Origin of the sequence: Streptosporangium subroseum, assembly GCF_900188345.1 — a bacterium.
Lineage (GTDB): Bacteria > Actinomycetota > Actinomycetes > Streptosporangiales > Streptosporangiaceae > Streptosporangium > Streptosporangium subroseum.
The window spans coordinates 211,634-227,534 of record NZ_FZOD01000002.1 but is presented as its reverse complement, the minus strand read 5'-3'; the positions used below and the strand labels follow the sequence as shown (position 1 = coordinate 227,534).

Below are 15,901 nucleotides of genomic sequence, written 5' to 3'. Positions count from 1 at the left end.
ACTGGACTGAGGACCGAAGGAGCGAAGCGGATGAGGGACGAGGGAAGTCACCGGTTACCAGCCACCGAGCCGCGGCGCGCAGCGACGCCTTGAGCACGGCCGAGCAGGCGTTGCGCCGGCTCGAGTTGACCATCGTCCGGCGGCTGGACGGCCTGTTGCACGGCTCCCACCAGGGCCTCCTTCCGGGGCCCGGCAGCGAGTTCGGCGACAGCCGGGTCTACGTGCCCGGCGAGGACGACATCCGGCGGATGGACTGGGCGGTGACCGCCCGCACGACCGTCCCGCACGTGCGAGACCTGATCGCCGACCGGGAGCTGGAGACCTGGGTGCTGGCCGACCTGTCGCCCAGCATGGACTTCGGCACCGCCGCGATGGAGAAGCGCGACCTGGTGGTGTCCGCGGTCGGCGCGATCGGCTTCCTGTCGGGCCGGATCGGCAACCGCTTCGGCGCCTACGTCCTGCACGACGAGTACGTCCACCGGATGCCCGCCAGGAGCGGCCGTCCGGCCCTGTACGGCCTGCTGCACTCGCTGATGGACGCTCCCAGGGGCCGTCCCGTCGCCGGAGCCCCCGACCTCGCGGAGGCGATCGAGGTGCTGGCCTCCGCGCGGCGGCGGCGCGGCCTGCGAGTGATCGTCTCCGACTTCCTCGACCCGGAGCCCAGTCTCGACCCCGGCCTGGAACTGCCCTGGGAGCGGCCGATCCGCCGCCTGGCCGCCCGCCATCAGGTGGTGGCCGTCGAGGTGATCGACCCTCGCGAGCTGGAACTGCCCCCGGTGGGACTGGTCAACCTGACCGACCCCGAATCGGGACGGAGCCGCCAGATCCAGCTCACGCCCAAGGTACGCAGGGCCTACGCGGAGGCCGCCGCCCTGCAGCGGGAGACGAACCGGATCGCGCTGCGCCGCTGCGGAGCCTCGCACCTGGTACTGCGCACCGACCGCGACTGGGTCCTCGACATCGCCCAGTTCGTCCTGCGGCATCGGCGCATGGCACATCTGACACATCGGCCATCGAGGTCCGGAGCGACACATTGACCTTCCTCTCTCCGGCCTGGCTGTGGCTGTTCGCCCTGCTGGCGCTGCTCGCGGCGGCCTACGTGGCCGCCCAGTTCGCCCGGCGCCGCTACGCGCTGCGCTTCACCAACCTGCCGCTGCTGACGCTCGTGGCCCCCTCGGGCCCCGGCTGGCGCCGGCACGTCGCACCGGTGCTCTTCCTCGTGATGATGAGCCTGCTGGTCATCGGCGCGGCCCGGCCGGCCGACGAGGTGCGGGTCCCCCGTGACCGCGCGACCATCATCATCGCGCTGGACGTCTCACTGTCGATGGAGGCCGACGACGTCTCGCCCAACCGGATCGCCGCGGCCAAGGAGGCCGCCCAGAAGTTCGTCAACGACCTGCCGGAGCGTTTCAACGTGGGGCTGGTCGCCTTCGCCCGTTCCGCCTCCGTCGTGGTCTCCCCCACCACCGACCACCAGGCGGTCTTCACCTCGCTCGGCAACCTGAGCACCCGGGCGGGCACCGCCATCGGCGAGGCCGTGTTCAGCTCCCTCGACGCCGTCCGCTCCTTCGACCAGCAGGCGGTCACCGACCCGCCGCCCGCCGCGGTCGTACTGCTGTCCGACGGCGACAACACCTCGGGCCGCTCGGTGGCCGACGCGATCGAGACCGCGATGAACGCGCGCGTGCCGGTCTCCACGATCGCCTACGGCACCCAGGACGGCACCGTCTCGATCGACGGCCGCGACGTGAACGTGCCGGTGAACAAGGCCACCCTGCAGACCCTGTCGAACGGAACCGGCGGCCGGGCGTACGAGGCGGAGTCGGGCAGCCAGCTACGGGAGGTGTACGAGCAGATCGGCACCTCGCTGGGCTACCGGATGGTCAACCAGGAGATCAGCCAGCGGTTTGTCGTGGCGGCGCTCCTGGCCGGGCTGCTGACCGCGGGGATGGCCCTGGTGCTGGGATCGCGGCTGCCCTGAGCCGGTCCCGGCCATTGGTAACGTTCTACGACGTGGCACATTACTTCGAGGAGCAGCCTGAGACCGCCAGCCGTCCCGGTTCGGTCACGCTCGTGCTCCCCGACCTTCATTTGAAGCTGGAGACCGACAGCGGGATGTTCTCCCCCGAGCGGGTCGACCAGGGCACCCGGATCCTGCTGGAGAGCGTGCCTCCTCCCCCGCCGGAGGGCGATCTGCTGGACCTGGGCTGCGGTTACGGGCCGATCGCGCTGACGCTGGCCTCGCGCGCTCCGCGGGCCACGGTGTGGGCGGTCGACGTCAACCGCAGGTCGGTGGAGCTGTGCGCCAGAAATGCCCGGACCGCCGCCCTTGACAAAGTAAGGTCACTGCACGTCGACGAGGTTCCGCCCGAGATCCGCTTCTCGGCGATCTGGTCCAACCCGGCGATCCGCATCGGCAAGGCGGCGATGCACCAGATGCTGACGCGCTGGCTGACGCGCCTCACCCCCGACGGCGTCGCCTACCTGGTGGTCCAGAAGCACCTGGGGTCCGACTCCCTGCAGCGCTGGCTGAACGAGCAGGGCTGGCCCACCGGCCGCACGACCTCCCGGTCGTCCTACCGGATCCTTGAGGTGAGGGCCGGGCAGGAAGCGGATCGGGCGCGGTGAACGGACGGCGCACGCGCCTCCCACAGGCAGGCCCGGTACGTAGGTCCCCGCTCCCCGCGAGACGAACGCGGGCGGACGCCAAACGGGCACCGGGCAGACACGGAACGACCGCGGAAACGAACGAGGAACGGTGAACGACCGATGACGGACAACCCGCGCAGGCAGCTGCGGCCGACCGATGTCAAGCGGCTCAACCGCACGTGGCGCAGGAGCACCGAGGGACGGCTCGCGCTGATCCTGGAGTCGGTGACCGGCCCGTTCAACGTCGGTTCGATCTTCCGTACGGCCGCCGCCTTCGGGGTGGAGCGGATCTGGCTGGCGGGCAACGCCACTCCCCCGACCAACCCCAAGGCGCAGAAGACCGCCCTGGGCACCGACCGCCTGGTGGCCTGGGAGGAGCCGGTCCCCGTGCTGGAGACCGTACGGGCCGCCAAGGAGGACGGGTTCACCGTGGTCGCGGTGGAACTGACCGGCGACGCCGTGCCCCTCTCCGAGGCCAAGCTGAACGGCGACGTGTGCCTGGTGGTGGGCAGCGAGGACCACGGCTGCTCCCCCGCGCTGCTGGAGGCCGCCGACGGCGTCTGCTACATCCCGCAGGTCGGCAGGGTGGGCTCGTTCAACGTCGGGGTCGCGGCGGCGATCGCGATGGCCGAGGCCCGCCGCCAGGAATGGGCGGGGAAGACGTTGCCGGACCACGAATCAGACTGACAAGCGGGCCGCCGGACCACGCTCGAACTCGCGCCGCCGGCTTCAGATCACAAATCAGGCCGATAAGCCATCTTTCATCGCCTTATAACTCGAAATAACTTAAATCAATGACCTTGTGACCCAAACGTTCACCCTCTCGCGATGACGAGTCGCACTCGTAGCGGGCATACTCCTGCACGTGCAGCGTCGTTACGCCTTCCTCGACCATCCCGCCCCTCTGGCCTTCGCCCACCGGGGCGGGGCCTTCGAGGGCCGCGAGAACACCCATGCCGCGTTCGCACGGGCGGTGGAGCTCGGTTACACCTACCTGGAGACGGACGCCCACGCGACCGCGGACGGGGTGCTGCTGGCCTTCCACGACCACACCCTGGACCGGGTGACCGACCGGCGGGGCCGGATCGCGGGCCTGCCGTACCGGCTGGTGCGTGAGGCACGGATCGGCGGCGTGGACGAGATCCCGCTCATGGAGGAGTTGCTGGGCTCCTGGCCCGAGGCGCGCTTCAACATCGACGTCAAGGAGTCCTCGGCCATCGCGCCGCTGGCCGAGGCGATCAGACGGACCGCCTCCCATGATCGGATCTGCCTGACCTCCTTCTCCGAGGAACGCCTGGCCCGCGCCCGCGCCGCGGTCGGCCACGAAGTGTGCTCCTCGCTCGGCCCGCGCGGCGTCGCGGCCCTGCGCGCCGCCGCCACCACCTCCGGCTACGGTCGCCTGCTCACCCGACTGGCCCGCGCCGGGGTGCCGTGCGCGCAGATCCCGGTGGGCTTCCGCGGCCTGCGGATCACCACGCCCGCCCTGATCCGTACGGCGCACGCCCTCGGCATGCAGATCCACGTGTGGACCATCAACGACCCCCGGGAGATGGAGCGCCTGCTCGACCTCGGTGTGGACGGCCTGATGACCGACAACATCTCCGGCCTCCGCGAGGTGCTGGAGGCACGCGGCCAGTGGCATCCCGGCCGGCTCGCCGCGTGAACCGTGCGAACCGCGTGAACCACGTGAACCCTGCGAGCCCCATAGGTCCCGTAAGTCACGTGAGCCGTGTGAGCCCCGTAAGCCGTGTGAGCCACGCACGTCACGTGAGCCGTGTCAGCCATGTGAGCCGTGTGAGCTGTGTAAGCCGCACACCCCCGCCCCCCAGCCGGCCCGCCGGCTGATCCCCCAACGAGCGAGGACCCATGACCTCCGAACAGGTCGTCGAGGAAACCCCCCAGGCCCGCCGCCGCGAACAGCGCGGCTGGTACTTCTACGACTGGGCGAACTCCGCCTTCCCCACCACGGTCCTGACGGTCTTCCTCGGGCCGTACCTGACGACGATCGCGGAGACCGCCGCCCAGGGCCGCCCGTACGTGGACGTGCTGGGGTTCGACGTACGGCCCAGCGCCTACTACTCCTTCGTGGTGGGCGCCGCGGCCATCCTGCAGATCATCCTGATGCCCATCGCCGGAGCCCTGGCCGACCACACCGGCCGCAAGAAGGAGCTCATGGGCCTGTTCGCCTATCTCGGCGCCGGGGCCACGCTCTGCTTCTGGTTCGTCGCGGACGGGCGCTACCTGCTGGGCGGGGCGCTGTTCGTACTGGCCAACACCGCCTTCGCGGCCGCATTCGTGATCTACAACTCGTTCCTGCCCGAGATCTCCACCGCGGACGAGCGTGACAAGGTCTCCGCCCAGGGCTGGGGCTTCGGCTACCTGGGCGGCGGCCTGCTGCTCGCCGTCCACCTCGCGCTCTTCCTCGGCCACGACTCCTTCGGCGTCTCCGAGGGCGACGCCGTACGCCTCGCCCTGGCCTCCGCGGGCCTGTGGTGGGGCGGGTTCACGATCATCCCGCTGCTGCGGCTGCGCAACCGGCGGGCGCTCGCCCCGGGCGCCGAGACCGCCGGTCAGGCCGTGGCGGGAAGCTTCCGGCAACTGGGCCGTACGATCAGGGAGCTGCGCCGCTACCCGCTGACGCTGGGCTTCCTGGTGGCCTACCTGATCTACAACGACGGTGTGCAGACCGTCATCTCCTTCTCGGCCACCTACGCCGACAAGGAGCTCGGGCTGAGCCAGACCGTCAGGATCGCGGCGATCCTGATGGTGCAGTTCGTCGCCTTCTTCGGCGCCCTGCTGCTCGGCCGGCTCGCCACCCACTGGGGAGCGAAACGCGTCGTGATGAACGCGCTGATCGCCTGGGTCGTGGTGGTGGGCGTGGCCTACTTCCTGCCCAGGGGTTCGGCCGTGGCGTTCTTCGCGCTCGGGTTCGCCATCGCGATCGTGATGGGCGGCACCCAGGCCCTGTCGCGGTCGCTCTTCTCCCACGTGATCCCGGTGGGCAAGGAGGCGGAATATTACAGCCTGTACGAGATCAGTGACAAGGGCTCGACATTCCTCGGCTCGTTCACCCTCGGCCTGGCGCTCCAACTAACCGACAGCTACCGGCTCGGCATTATCTCTTTGGTGATCTTCTTTGTGCTCGGCTTCGTGCTGCTCGCCCTCATCGACCTGCCCAAGGCCATCAGAGCGGCCGGAAATCCAGTGCCGGAACGCATCTGAAGACCCCTCGGAAAGGGCCTTCTCACAGACCGGGTCAAGAACGCGCGATTGGATCACCCCGTCTGTGGGAATCCACACACGGTATCAAGCGTTGTACGCCGTGGGAGACAAACCCCTCACGACGGGGCCCTCAGGAGGCATTCAGACATGGGCGAGCGTGCGCTACGCGGTACCCGGCTCGGGGCGACCAGCTACGAGAACGACCGCAACACCGATCTGGCTCCGCGCCAGGAGGTGTCCTACACCTGCCCGAAGGGCCATCGATTCGACGTTCCGCTTGCCGCTGAAGCCGAGATCCCGGCGACCTGGGAGTGCCGCATGTGCGGCGCGACCGCACTCCGGGTGGATGGCGAGCTGCCGGAGGCAAAGAAGGCCAAGCCCCCACGGACGCACTGGGACATGCTGCTGGAGCGCCGCACGATCGAAGACCTGGAGGAGGTGCTCAACGAGCGCCTGGCGATTCTACGCGCCCAGCGCCGAAAGAGCGCCTGACCGACTCAGACGGACTCAGAGAGACGGAGAACTCCGGCACCCGCCCAGGGTGCCGGAGTTCTCCGCTTTCACGCCCTGTGACCTCTCACGCCCTTCCACGCCCCGCCCGGGCCGCGCCTCCCGGCTCCGGCTCCCTCCGGGCTCCGCTCACCGTCTCCCGACGACCTCCCGCCTGGGTTTGCAGATTGAATCGTGGTCGAATGGGCGGATGAAGGTACGAATTGGAATCGCCCCGACGGCAACCGAGAGCGCGGCCCACTTCGCCGAGACCGTCGACCGGGCCGAAGCCCTGGGCATCGACTCGCTGTGGCTGTCCGAGGTCGTCTTCGGACCGTCTGTCGAGCCGTTCATCGGGATGGGATACGCGCTGTCCAGGACGGCCCGGCTGAAGGTCGGCACGGGCGTCGCCATCCTGCCGGGCCGCCACCCGGTGCTGGTCGCCAAGCAGCTCGTCTCCCTGGCCGCGCTGGCCCCCGGCCGGGTGCTGCCCGCCTTCGGCCTCCACCCGGCCAGACCCAGCGAGAAAAGTGCCTTCCCCATCGCGGGAAACTCCCGCGGCGCCGTCTTCGACGAGTCGCTGGAGCTGCTCAGGTTGCTGCTCAGGCAGGAGACGGTGACCTTCAAGGGGACGTTCCACACCGTCGAGGACGCCGGCGTCGGGCCGCTCCCCGCCAAGCCGCTGGACATCTGGCTGGGCGGCGGCGGCCCGGTCGCGCTACGCCGCGTCGGCCGCTTCGCCGACGGCTGGCTCGCCAGCCACATCACCCCCGAGGAGGCCGCCGTGGCCCGGGAGACGATCCAGGGCCACGCCGCCGAGGCCGGTCGCGAGATCGAGCCCGACCATTACGGCGTCAGCCTCGCCGTCGCCTTCGGCTCCATCCCCGACGAGTTCTCGGCCGCGATCCGCGGGCGCCGTCCCGACGCCGATCCCGCGGACTTCGTCCCCGTTGGCTGGCAGGCGTGCCGCGAGCGGATCGAGCGCTATGTCGCCGCGGGGATCACGAAGTTCGTCATACGGCCGGCCGGGCGGACGCCGGAGACGGAGAACTTCATGGAGGGGTTCGCCCGGGAGCTGATGCCCATGGAGAACTGACATCCGCGAGGAACCGCCGGCCGGGACCGGCGGGAAACGATCGTCGTGCCTTCGCCGTGCCCTCAACATGCCCCTCGCCCTGCCCTCCCCCTGGCCGATCCCGCCCGGCACCGGGACGATCTCGAAAGTGGCCCAATCCCTTATCGCGTCATTGGCCTTTAACACCGGACCGCCTGCCGCCTAGAGTCGTCGCATGGCTACCAAGACCACCAACGAAGGCACGACAAACGCGACAGCCAACGAGAAGGCCGCAGCGCTGCGGGCGCTGCACGTGCCGGGAAATCCGCTGGTGGTGCCCAACGTCTGGGACGCCGCGTCGGCCCGTACCGTCGAGGCGGCCGGATTCCCGGTGATCGCCACCGGCAGCGCCGCGATCGCCCCGGTGCTCGGATACGACGACGGGGAGGCGGCGCCTGTCGAGGAGATGCTCGCCGCGGTCGCCCGGATCGTCCGGGTGGTCGGCGTTCCCGTCACCGCCGACATGGAGCGCGGCTACGGGCTGAAGCCGGCGGAGCTGGTCGCGCGCCTGGCCGCCACCGGCGCGGTCGGCTGCAACCTGGAGGACTCCGACCCCCGTACGGGCGAGATGGTCGACGCCGACGAGCAGGCCGCGTTCCTGGGCGCCGTCCGGGCCGCCGCCACCGAGGCGGGTGTCGACCTGGTGATCAACGCGCGTGTCGACACCTACATGCACGGCACGGGCACGCCCTCCGAGAGGCTCGCGGAATCGGTACGGCGCGGGGGCCTGTACCTGCGAGCCGGCGCCGACTGCGTCTACCCGATCTTCGTCTCCGAGGCCGGCGTCGTCCGCGCGCTGGCCGAGGGGATCGACGGCCCGATCAACGTCCTGTTCCGTCCCGGCACGCCGTCGATCGGGGAGCTGGCGGCCCTCGGGGTGGCCCGCGTGAGCTTCGGGCACGGTCTGCACAGCGCCGTACAGGCCTACACGGCCCAGATGGTCGCGGCCGTCCAGGCCGGAAACAGCCCCTACCCGCCGGACGTCACCGCCGGCTGATCTCGGCAGGCGGTCAGGGGCACAGCACGAAGGTACTTCGCCAGCCGGGGAACCTGGGTGAACCGTCCGGTGTGGTGGGTCCCGGCGACCGCCGCTGTGTCCGTCACTGGTGGTCCACCCTGCGCCGCGGCCGTTTCACCTGAGAGCGCTCTCAGGTCTACGGTTCGAACACCGCGGCTTTCGAGGTGCCGTGACGGAGAGTGCAGGCCCCCATGAGCAGGTACAAGCCCACGATCGAGGATGTCGCGCGCGTGGCCGGCGTGTCCCGCGCGACCGCGTCCCGCGTGATCAACAACGCGCCCGGCGCGTCCGGGCCGCTGCGCGTCCGGGTCCAAGCGGCTGTGGCCGAGTTGGGTTACCAGCCCAACGAGACCGCCAGAGCTCTGGCCTCCGGCCGCCAACGCACCGTTGACGTCATCGCGATCACCTACGGTCCCGGCATCGACTGGCTCGGGACCCATCCGTACTTCAGCCGCGTTCTGGCCGGCATGATGCCCGTCCTGGAAGTCGTCAACGCGCAACTGCGACTGCACGCCCTGGGCCATGAGACAGCCGCCGAAATGATCGACGAGATCGCTGAGAACACCACCATCGGGGCCGTTCTCGCCGACATCACCCCGGCACTGGCGACCCGGTTCTACCGCCGGTGCCGCCGCACTGTCTCGATGGTGCCCACCGCCTCATCCGTTCCCGCTATGCAAGCCGACAACATCGGCGGCGCGTACACCGCCGTCAACGAACTCCACCGGCTCGGCCGCCGCCGCATCGCCGCCATCCACGGGCCCGCCCTCAACCCCTGCGCCATCGACCGCCGCACCGGGTACCTGCGAGCCATTCGACGCCTCGGACTGACCAAGGTCGACGCCGACGGCGACTTCCACCGTGAAGGCGGCTACCACGCAGCCAAAAAGCTGCTCGAACAGCACCCAGACATCGACGCGATGTTCATCGCCTGCGACCTGATGGCCGCCGGAGCCGTCCAGGCCATCACCGCTACCGGCAGACGCGTCCCCGACGACGTGAGCATCATCGGCTTCGACGACAGCATCGCGTCCGTATGTAGCAACCCGACGCTGACTACGATGCGCCTGCCTGTCGAGGACATGGCCGCCGCCGCCACCCGCCTGCTTCTGGAAGGCGACCCGGCGCCAGGCCACCGACAGCGGTTCCCGGTCGACCTTGTCCTCCGAGACAGCACCCGAAACTAGAATCCGCGAAGGCGGCAGGAATGGCACTTCACGAGCAGGTCGAGGCCACCGACGTGGCGCTGGACGAACCGCTGGTGCGCACGTCGGCGCTGCGGCTTACGTTCGCCTCGCCGCTCTACCGCGGCGCCACCATTTCGGTGTTCCTGTCCGCTCTCGGGTTCTCGGCCGCCGCGCCGCAGATCGCATCCTTCCTCGTCAAAGACCTCGGTGCCTCACTCAGCGCAGCCGGACTCTTCTATCTCACGAGCCTGACCACGCCCGTGGCCGGTTATCTGATCGGCAGACGCTCGGACCGCACGGGCCGACGCCTGGGACTGTTTCGCATCTGCGCCCTCCTGGGCTTCGCGGGCTGGGTAGGCACCGCCTACTCGACCCAGCTCTGGATGCCCTACGTCATCGGCGCCGTCATCGGCGCGTTCGGCGGCGCCGCCACCTCCCAACTGTTCGCCGCCGTCCACGACGAGCAGAAAGCCCACCCGGACCCGAACAACGACGCAGTAGTCGCCGTCGTACGGATGGCCCTGACCGCCGGCTGGGTGATCGGCCCGGTCGCCGGGACATTCCTGGCCGCCCAGACCTCACTGCACACCATGCTCCTGGCAACGGCCGCCTGCACGCTCGCGCAGATACTCCCGCTAGGGACGCTCAGGACACCTGCCACCACCTCCGCGCATCAAACCACCGAACCCGACACACGCGGACCCAGCGTGCGCGACATGCTGCCGCTGATCACGTTCACCGCGCTCTACGTGCTCGTGTACGCCGGAGAACCGATCAAGTACGCGTACCTGCCGATCTACATGAACGGCCAACTCAACTTCCCCGCCGAGCTCAGCGGCGCGATCATCGGAATCCAGCCACTGGTCGAGATCATCCTTATGCCGCTGGCGGTACTCGTCGCACGCAGAATCGGGATGACGCGGCTGATGGTGATCGGCGCTGCCTTCGGCGTCGCCGCCAACATCTGCTTCGCCACCACCGGCACCGCCGCAGGGCTGTTCGCCGGACAGATCCTCATGGGCGGCGTATGGGGAATCTTCGCCGCACTCGGCATCATCGTCGCCCAACGGCTTCTCCCCAACGCTGTCGCCACCGCCTCCGCCATCTTCCTCAGCTCCACCTCCCTGGCCTCCGCCCTGGGTGGTGCCGCCGGCGGACTCGGAGCCGCCGCCATCGGACTACCCTTGGTTTTCCTCATCCCAGCCGCACTCGGGCTCCTCGCCGTCATCGGCCTGACCATCATGACCATGCCTTCGTAGCGAAGATCAACGCGCGGAACGCGGCACGAGAGGGCGTTTTGGCATACCGAGTCGTTCGGCTCTGGCCGAAGCCTTCCGACGATGCGCTGGCTGCTTCGGCCTACCCGCGGACGTCTGGCAACGGACACACCCGCAGTGTGGCAATGACGCTGTCGGTCCGGGCGCCGGCTCCGTGCGCACCGCGCCGGCCGGGCTATCGTCGCCGCGGCACCGGGTCCAGTTCGGTGATGGCCTGACGGGCCTGTGCGGGGCCGGTGAACAGGTGGGTGCGCATGCCGATTGCCTTGGCACCTTGGATGTTCTCGGCGCGGTCGTCGACGAACAGGATGCGTTCTGGTGCGAGGCCGAGGGTCTGACAGCACCACCGGTAGGCGTCCAGGTCAGGTTTCGTTTGGCCGGTTCGGCAGGAGAAGGCGACCACGTCGAAGTGCTTCAACCAGCGGTGGTGCTGTTCGTAGTGCACGGCGAGTTCTTCCGGGATGTTCGACAGCAATGCGATTCGCCGCCCCGATGCCGCCGTATGTTCGACCAGGGCGACCATGTCGTCGTCGATGGCGCTCCAGCTCGCGATGTCCGCGGCGATGAGGCGGGCGAGCTGGTGGTCATCGAAGGTGGTGCCAAGGGCGGCTGCTACCTGCCGCCAGTATTCGGATCCGGTCACTTCACCACGGTCGTAGGGCATGCGCAGCGCCCAGTAAGTCTGCCAGAACGCGGAGGCTGAGACGCTCGCCATCGCCACCAGCAACTCCTGGCCGGATGGGGACTGCTGGCGGGCGATGACGCCGAACAGGTCGAAGAGCACGGTGTCCGCCATCGGGTCACACCCTCCGCACGGCGATGCCGGCGGCATCCAGCGCGTCAACCTCGTCGTTGGGGGCGTCGTCTGTGGTCACGACGGCGTGCAGCGCGGATGCCGGTGCGACGAAGGCGAGGGCGGTGCGGGAGAACTTGGCCGCCTCGGTGACCGCGATGACGCGGTGGGCCGAGGCCATCATGGCGCGCTTGATCGCCGCGTCGGCCAGGTCATACGCGGTCAGGCCGTTCGAGGCGTTCAGGCCACAACAGCCGATGACCGCGGTGTCGAAGCGCAGCGCGGCGAGTGACGCCTCCGCCAGGGGGCCGGTGAGCGCCAGCTCGCCGGGGCGCGGTTCCCCGCCGGGCAGGAGCAGTCTCAGTTGGGGCGCGCCGACCAATGCGTTGGCTGCGTGCAGGGACATCGGCATGACGGTCAGGCGTCGGTGGGTCAGTGCGCGGGCCACTTCGAGGCAGGTGGTGCCGCTGTCGATCACGACTGCCTCGCCGTCGGCGATCATGTCGGCTGCCGCTGCGGCGATGCGCTGCTTGACCTGCTGGCCGTCATGTTCGCGAAGCGCGAACGGGGGTTCCTCTCCGCGCAGCAGCAGGCTTCTGGCCCCGCCGCGGTAACGCTCCAGGAGGCCCTGCTCGGCCAGGATCTCCAGGTCTCGGCGGATCGTCATCTCCGAGGTGCTGGCCAGTTCCGCCAGCTCCGCCACGCTGAGCTGCCCGGCCTGCCGTACGGCATCGGTGATCTGTCGGTGTCGGTCCACGCTCGCCATATACGCATAGAACACCAAGTGCGTTCGAAAATCAATCTTTCAAACAATAATTATGTTTGATAAGTTCGAAGATGTGATGAGAGCCTTGCGGGCCGCGCGACTGGCCACCTTCGTTTACTTCGCCCTCAACGGTCTCGTCCTGGGTGTCTGGGTTGTCCATATACCCGCCGTCGAGCATCGGGCCGGAATCAGCCACGCCGTACTCGGCTGGCTCCTGCTGCTCCTCGGCGCCGGCGCCTTCGCCGGTATGCAGCTGGTCGGGCCGCTCACCGACCGTTTCGGCTCCCGCAGGGTCGTGCCGCTGAGCGCGGCGCTGTGCAGTGCGGCACTCGTCCTGCCGGCGCTCGCCGTGAACGCGTGGACGCTCGGCGTGGCACTGCTGGTGCTCGGCATCGGCAACGGCTGCCTGGACGTCAGCATGAACACCCACGCCGTCCAGGTCGAAGCCGAGTACCAGCGCCCGATCATGTCCGCGTTCCACGCCGTGTTCTCCATCGGCGGGGTCCTCGCCGCACTCATCGGTGCCCGCACCCTCAGCTGGGGCTGGAGCACGACAGCCACCCTGACCACGGTCAGCCTCTTCGCCCTCGCCGTCACCACAGTCGTCGCACCCGCACTGCTACCGCGGCCCGAAGCCGCCGACACACTGGAACGCCCCACCGCCAAAGCCGCCACCTGGCGGACCACGCCTCTACGCATCTGGGCGCTCGCCGCGCTCGCTCTGATGCTGATGCTCAGCGAAGGCGTCGCCAACGACTGGAGCGTGCTGGCCATGCGCGACGTGCTCGACGCGCCCGCCGCCACCGCTGCCCTCGCCTACGGTGCCTTCGCCGTCGCCATGACGATCGGGCGTTTCCTCACCGACCGGGTCGCCGCACGCTTCGGCCCAGTCGCCATCGTCCGCTACGGATCGGCACTGGCCGCGCTCGCCCTGACGATGATCGTGTTTTCACCGTCGATTCCGCTGGCCATCACCGGATGGACGCTGTTCGGTGTCGGACTGTCTGGCACCATCCCGCAGCTCTTCAGCGCGGCCGGCCACGTCGACCCCACCGCCGCCGGGGCCAACGTCTCCCGCGTCGCCGGCCTCGGCTACCTCGGCATGCTCGCCGGGCCCGCCATCATCGGACCCCTCACCCACCTCATACCACTGAACTACACGTTCTTCCTGCCCATGGCCTTCTGTGTAGTCGCCGCCCTCGCTGCCCACATCCTTCGAGCCAAGGCAGAAGAGCCGCAGCCGCAGGTAACCCACCCGCCCGCGGCCGGCGTCCACACCGTCTGAGCCACACCTGATGCCGCCAGCTGATTCTCCAGTCCTGCCAGCTCATTTCCTCTGATCAACCGGGAGTGGATGACCATGCGCGAGAGTACGCACCGTGCTATCCCTCAGATCTTTGATCAACAAATTGTTTCCCGGTGACAAGATCACCGGGAAACCCTCCGGGGGCACAGTCTCATCTCGGGGCACAGCAGCCCGCCAGGTGGTCGGTGCCCACCTGGCGGTGGCTTACCGGATCGGATCCCGCTCGGCCCGGTGAAACGCTCCCGGTCCATCCCCGTCAGAGGCGCAGTTTCCGGTGGGCGGCTCCGTGCCATTCCACCAGCAGGACGGTGGCGTCGTCCTGGAGCCGGCCGTCGTGATACTGCAGCACGCTGCGGATGAGGCGGCGCAGGGTCTCCGGCACCGGCAGGCCGTCGGCGCTGCGCCGGATGATGAAGTCGACGAACCGCTCCAGGCCGAACTCCCGGCCCTCGCTGTTACGTGCCTCGGTGATGCCGTCGGTGTAGAGCAGCACGCGGTCGCCGGGTTCGAGTTGTTCACTGCATATCGTCACGGGCAGGCCGAGGTCGAGGCCCATGGGATGGGCCGGCCGGCACTGGAGACTGGTGATCCAGTGTCCGCCCCGGAGCACCACCGGAGGGTGGTGACCCCGGTTGACCCAGCTGAACACGCCGGTGCGCGTGTTCAGCTCGGCCAGGATCGCGGTGGCGAAACGGTTGGCCCGGCCGAACTCGTCGATCAGGACCTGTTCGATCCCCTCACTGACGCGGATCAGGTCGGCGCCCTGGCGACGGTAGTTACGGCAGGCGGCCAGCGCCAGGTTGGAGGTCAGCCCGGCGGACGCGTCGTGACCCATCGCATCGAAGATCGAAAGATGGACTCTCTCACCGGCCAGGGCGTAGTCGAAGGCGTCACCGCCGATCTCGTAGGCCGGTTCGAGCGCGGCCCCGATCACCACCTCCTCGTTGGCGAAGGTGAGCGGCGGCAGGAGGTTCCACTGCATCTCCGCGGCGACGTCCATCGGCCGGGTCCTGACCAGCCGGGCGTAGGAGTCGCTGTGGCTGCGCTTGCTCACCACCAGCAGCGCCACCACGGATGCCAGGTGCCGCATGTTCTCCTGGGTCCGCTCGTCAGCGGCCCGGGCGCTGACGCGCAGCACCCCCAGGCGCTCGGTGCCGTCCAGCAGCGGCACCCACCACCAGTCCACGCCGCCGCCGGCCCCGGGCTTGGGCAGAACCCGCACGTCCTGGAAGGCCCGCCCGGCCAGCGTTCCGTCGATCCGCAGCTCGGCCAGCTCCGGGTCCGCGCCCTCGCCGGCGTTTGCACCCCGGCCGGTCAGCAGGCGGAGCACCTCCTGCTGCAGATCGGCCAGATAGATCAGTGCGTCGTACAGGCCGGTGTGAGCGGCGTGCTGCTCGACCAAGGCGGGCAACTGCTCGATCGCGCTCAGATGACTGGCCTCGACCAGCCCGGCCAGCATCCGCGCGCAGCCCCCCGAAGAATCCATCACGCTTCCCGTCTGCTGTGACACCGGCATCCGTCCACGACCCCTCGAGGAGCGTCCGTCCTCATCCTGCGGATGCGAGAGAGGTCCGGTTGCCCGCAAGTACTTCCTTACCCGAAGGTTCTGCCACGACCCGGTTTCCCGTTTTCTGCCCGCAGCGGTGAACCGGAATACGTGGGGAGGCCCGCGACCTGCCACGGGAGAAAGAGTTACCGCCCGCGCTCCGGGGGCCCTAGCCCCCGTCCGCGTCGCAGATCACCACTCGCCGGCGGGCAGGTCGATGCCGTTGACGCGATCGTAGATCACTACCTCGTCCTCGAGCCTGACCACGCGCACCCTGCGGGCGAGTCCCGCCGTCTCCAGGCCGCGGGCCGAGTGCACCGCGTACTGCGCGAAGTGGTAGAGGTCGCGCGTGTTGCCGTGCGGGTCGTCACGCTCACACACGACCTCGTAGCGATCACCTGGCCAGATCGGGGGCAGAGCTGTTTTTCGTCTTTGACCGGCGAGCATCGTCATTGGCCCGCCTCCTCTCCTGGAGTGTTCACCTTAGGTGGGAAACGCCGACTTGCCGTAGTCGGTTAAGGCGCTCTCAATTCA

The 15,901-nt window shown here is 69.0% G+C and carries 16 protein-coding genes; 12 read left to right on the top strand and 4 right to left on the bottom strand.

All coding sequences use genetic code 11. The features are described 5' to 3' along the window. The first annotated feature begins 89 nt into the window (after positions 1-89). From CHC08_RS03000 to CHC08_RS02950, 11 genes are all read left to right on the top strand, one after another. A complete protein-coding gene (locus CHC08_RS03000; protein WP_089205586.1) occupies positions 90-1,037 on the top strand; it encodes a DUF58 domain-containing protein in 948 nt (315 codons plus the stop codon). Then, the gene (locus tag CHC08_RS02995; RefSeq protein WP_089205585.1) at positions 1,034-1,981 is read left to right on the top strand and encodes a VWA domain-containing protein; all 948 of its coding nucleotides are present in this window, start codon (positions 1,034-1,036) and stop codon (positions 1,979-1,981) included. The genes CHC08_RS03000 and CHC08_RS02995 overlap by 4 nt, the downstream gene beginning before the upstream one ends. Before the next feature lie 32 nt (positions 1,982-2,013). Beyond that, entirely contained in the window at positions 2,014-2,628 is a 615-nt protein-coding gene (locus tag CHC08_RS02990; RefSeq protein ID WP_089205727.1) for a class I SAM-dependent methyltransferase, read from the top strand. A gap of 141 nt (positions 2,629-2,769) precedes the next feature. Then, entirely contained in the window at positions 2,770-3,336 is a 567-nt protein-coding gene (locus tag CHC08_RS02985; protein WP_089205584.1) for a TrmH family RNA methyltransferase, read from the top strand. 178 nt (positions 3,337-3,514) lie between these two features. Continuing rightward, positions 3,515-4,312, top strand: a complete 798-nt coding sequence (locus tag CHC08_RS02980; protein WP_089205583.1) for a glycerophosphodiester phosphodiesterase family protein — start codon at positions 3,515-3,517, stop codon at positions 4,310-4,312. Between the two features lie 203 nt (positions 4,313-4,515). Then, positions 4,516-5,871 carry an MFS transporter gene (locus tag CHC08_RS02975; protein WP_089205582.1) on the top strand — a complete coding sequence of 452 codons (1,356 nt, stop codon included), beginning with the start codon at positions 4,516-4,518 and terminating at the stop codon, positions 5,869-5,871. A gap of 147 nt (positions 5,872-6,018) precedes the next feature. After that, positions 6,019-6,363, top strand: coding sequence for an RNA polymerase-binding protein RbpA (locus CHC08_RS02970; RefSeq protein ID WP_089205581.1), 345 nt, complete (start codon positions 6,019-6,021; stop codon positions 6,361-6,363). Positions 6,364-6,571: 208 nt separating this feature from the next. Further along, the gene (locus CHC08_RS02965; RefSeq protein WP_089205580.1) at positions 6,572-7,456 is read left to right on the top strand and encodes a TIGR03854 family LLM class F420-dependent oxidoreductase; all 885 of its coding nucleotides are present in this window, start codon (positions 6,572-6,574) and stop codon (positions 7,454-7,456) included. Between the two features lie 193 nt (positions 7,457-7,649). Next, positions 7,650-8,471 carry an isocitrate lyase/PEP mutase family protein gene (locus CHC08_RS02960; RefSeq protein WP_089205579.1) on the top strand — a complete coding sequence of 274 codons (822 nt, stop codon included), beginning with the start codon at positions 7,650-7,652 and terminating at the stop codon, positions 8,469-8,471. A gap of 212 nt (positions 8,472-8,683) precedes the next feature. Further along, entirely contained in the window at positions 8,684-9,679 is a 996-nt protein-coding gene (locus CHC08_RS02955; protein ID WP_089205578.1) for a LacI family DNA-binding transcriptional regulator, read from the top strand. A gap of 20 nt (positions 9,680-9,699) precedes the next feature. Further along, the gene (locus tag CHC08_RS02950; protein WP_089205577.1) at positions 9,700-10,938 is read left to right on the top strand and encodes an MFS transporter; all 1,239 of its coding nucleotides are present in this window, start codon (positions 9,700-9,702) and stop codon (positions 10,936-10,938) included. Positions 10,939-11,131: 193 nt separating this feature from the next. Here CHC08_RS02950 and CHC08_RS02945 read toward each other — a convergent pair whose 3' ends face one another. Both CHC08_RS02945 and CHC08_RS02940 read right to left on the bottom strand, forming a co-directional pair. Then, positions 11,132-11,752 (bottom strand): HAD family hydrolase, encoded by a 621-nt coding sequence (locus CHC08_RS02945; RefSeq protein ID WP_089205576.1) that lies wholly within the window; start codon positions 11,750-11,752, stop codon positions 11,132-11,134. Between the two features lie 4 nt (positions 11,753-11,756). After that, on the bottom strand, positions 11,757-12,515 hold the full coding sequence (locus tag CHC08_RS02940; RefSeq protein WP_089205575.1) for a DeoR/GlpR family DNA-binding transcription regulator: 759 nt from the start codon (positions 12,513-12,515) through the stop codon (positions 11,757-11,759). Positions 12,516-12,591: 76 nt separating this feature from the next. Between CHC08_RS02940 and CHC08_RS02935 the strand changes: the two genes are divergently transcribed. Next, positions 12,592-13,800 carry an MFS transporter gene (locus CHC08_RS02935; RefSeq protein ID WP_089205574.1) on the top strand — a complete coding sequence of 403 codons (1,209 nt, stop codon included), beginning with the start codon at positions 12,592-12,594 and terminating at the stop codon, positions 13,798-13,800. 277 nt (positions 13,801-14,077) lie between these two features. Here the strand turns inward: CHC08_RS02935 and CHC08_RS02930 are convergent, their stop codons facing one another. Together CHC08_RS02930 and CHC08_RS02925 are read right to left on the bottom strand one after the other, a co-directional pair. Next, positions 14,078-15,307: a PP2C family protein-serine/threonine phosphatase gene (locus CHC08_RS02930; protein WP_218825095.1), complete on the bottom strand. Its 1,230-nt coding sequence runs from the start codon at positions 15,305-15,307 to the stop codon at positions 14,078-14,080. Positions 15,308-15,559: 252 nt separating this feature from the next. Further along, complete coding sequence (locus tag CHC08_RS02925) at positions 15,560-15,820, bottom strand: hypothetical protein (protein WP_143653089.1); 261 nt, start codon at positions 15,818-15,820, stop codon at positions 15,560-15,562. Between the last annotated feature and the right edge of the window lie 81 nt (positions 15,821-15,901).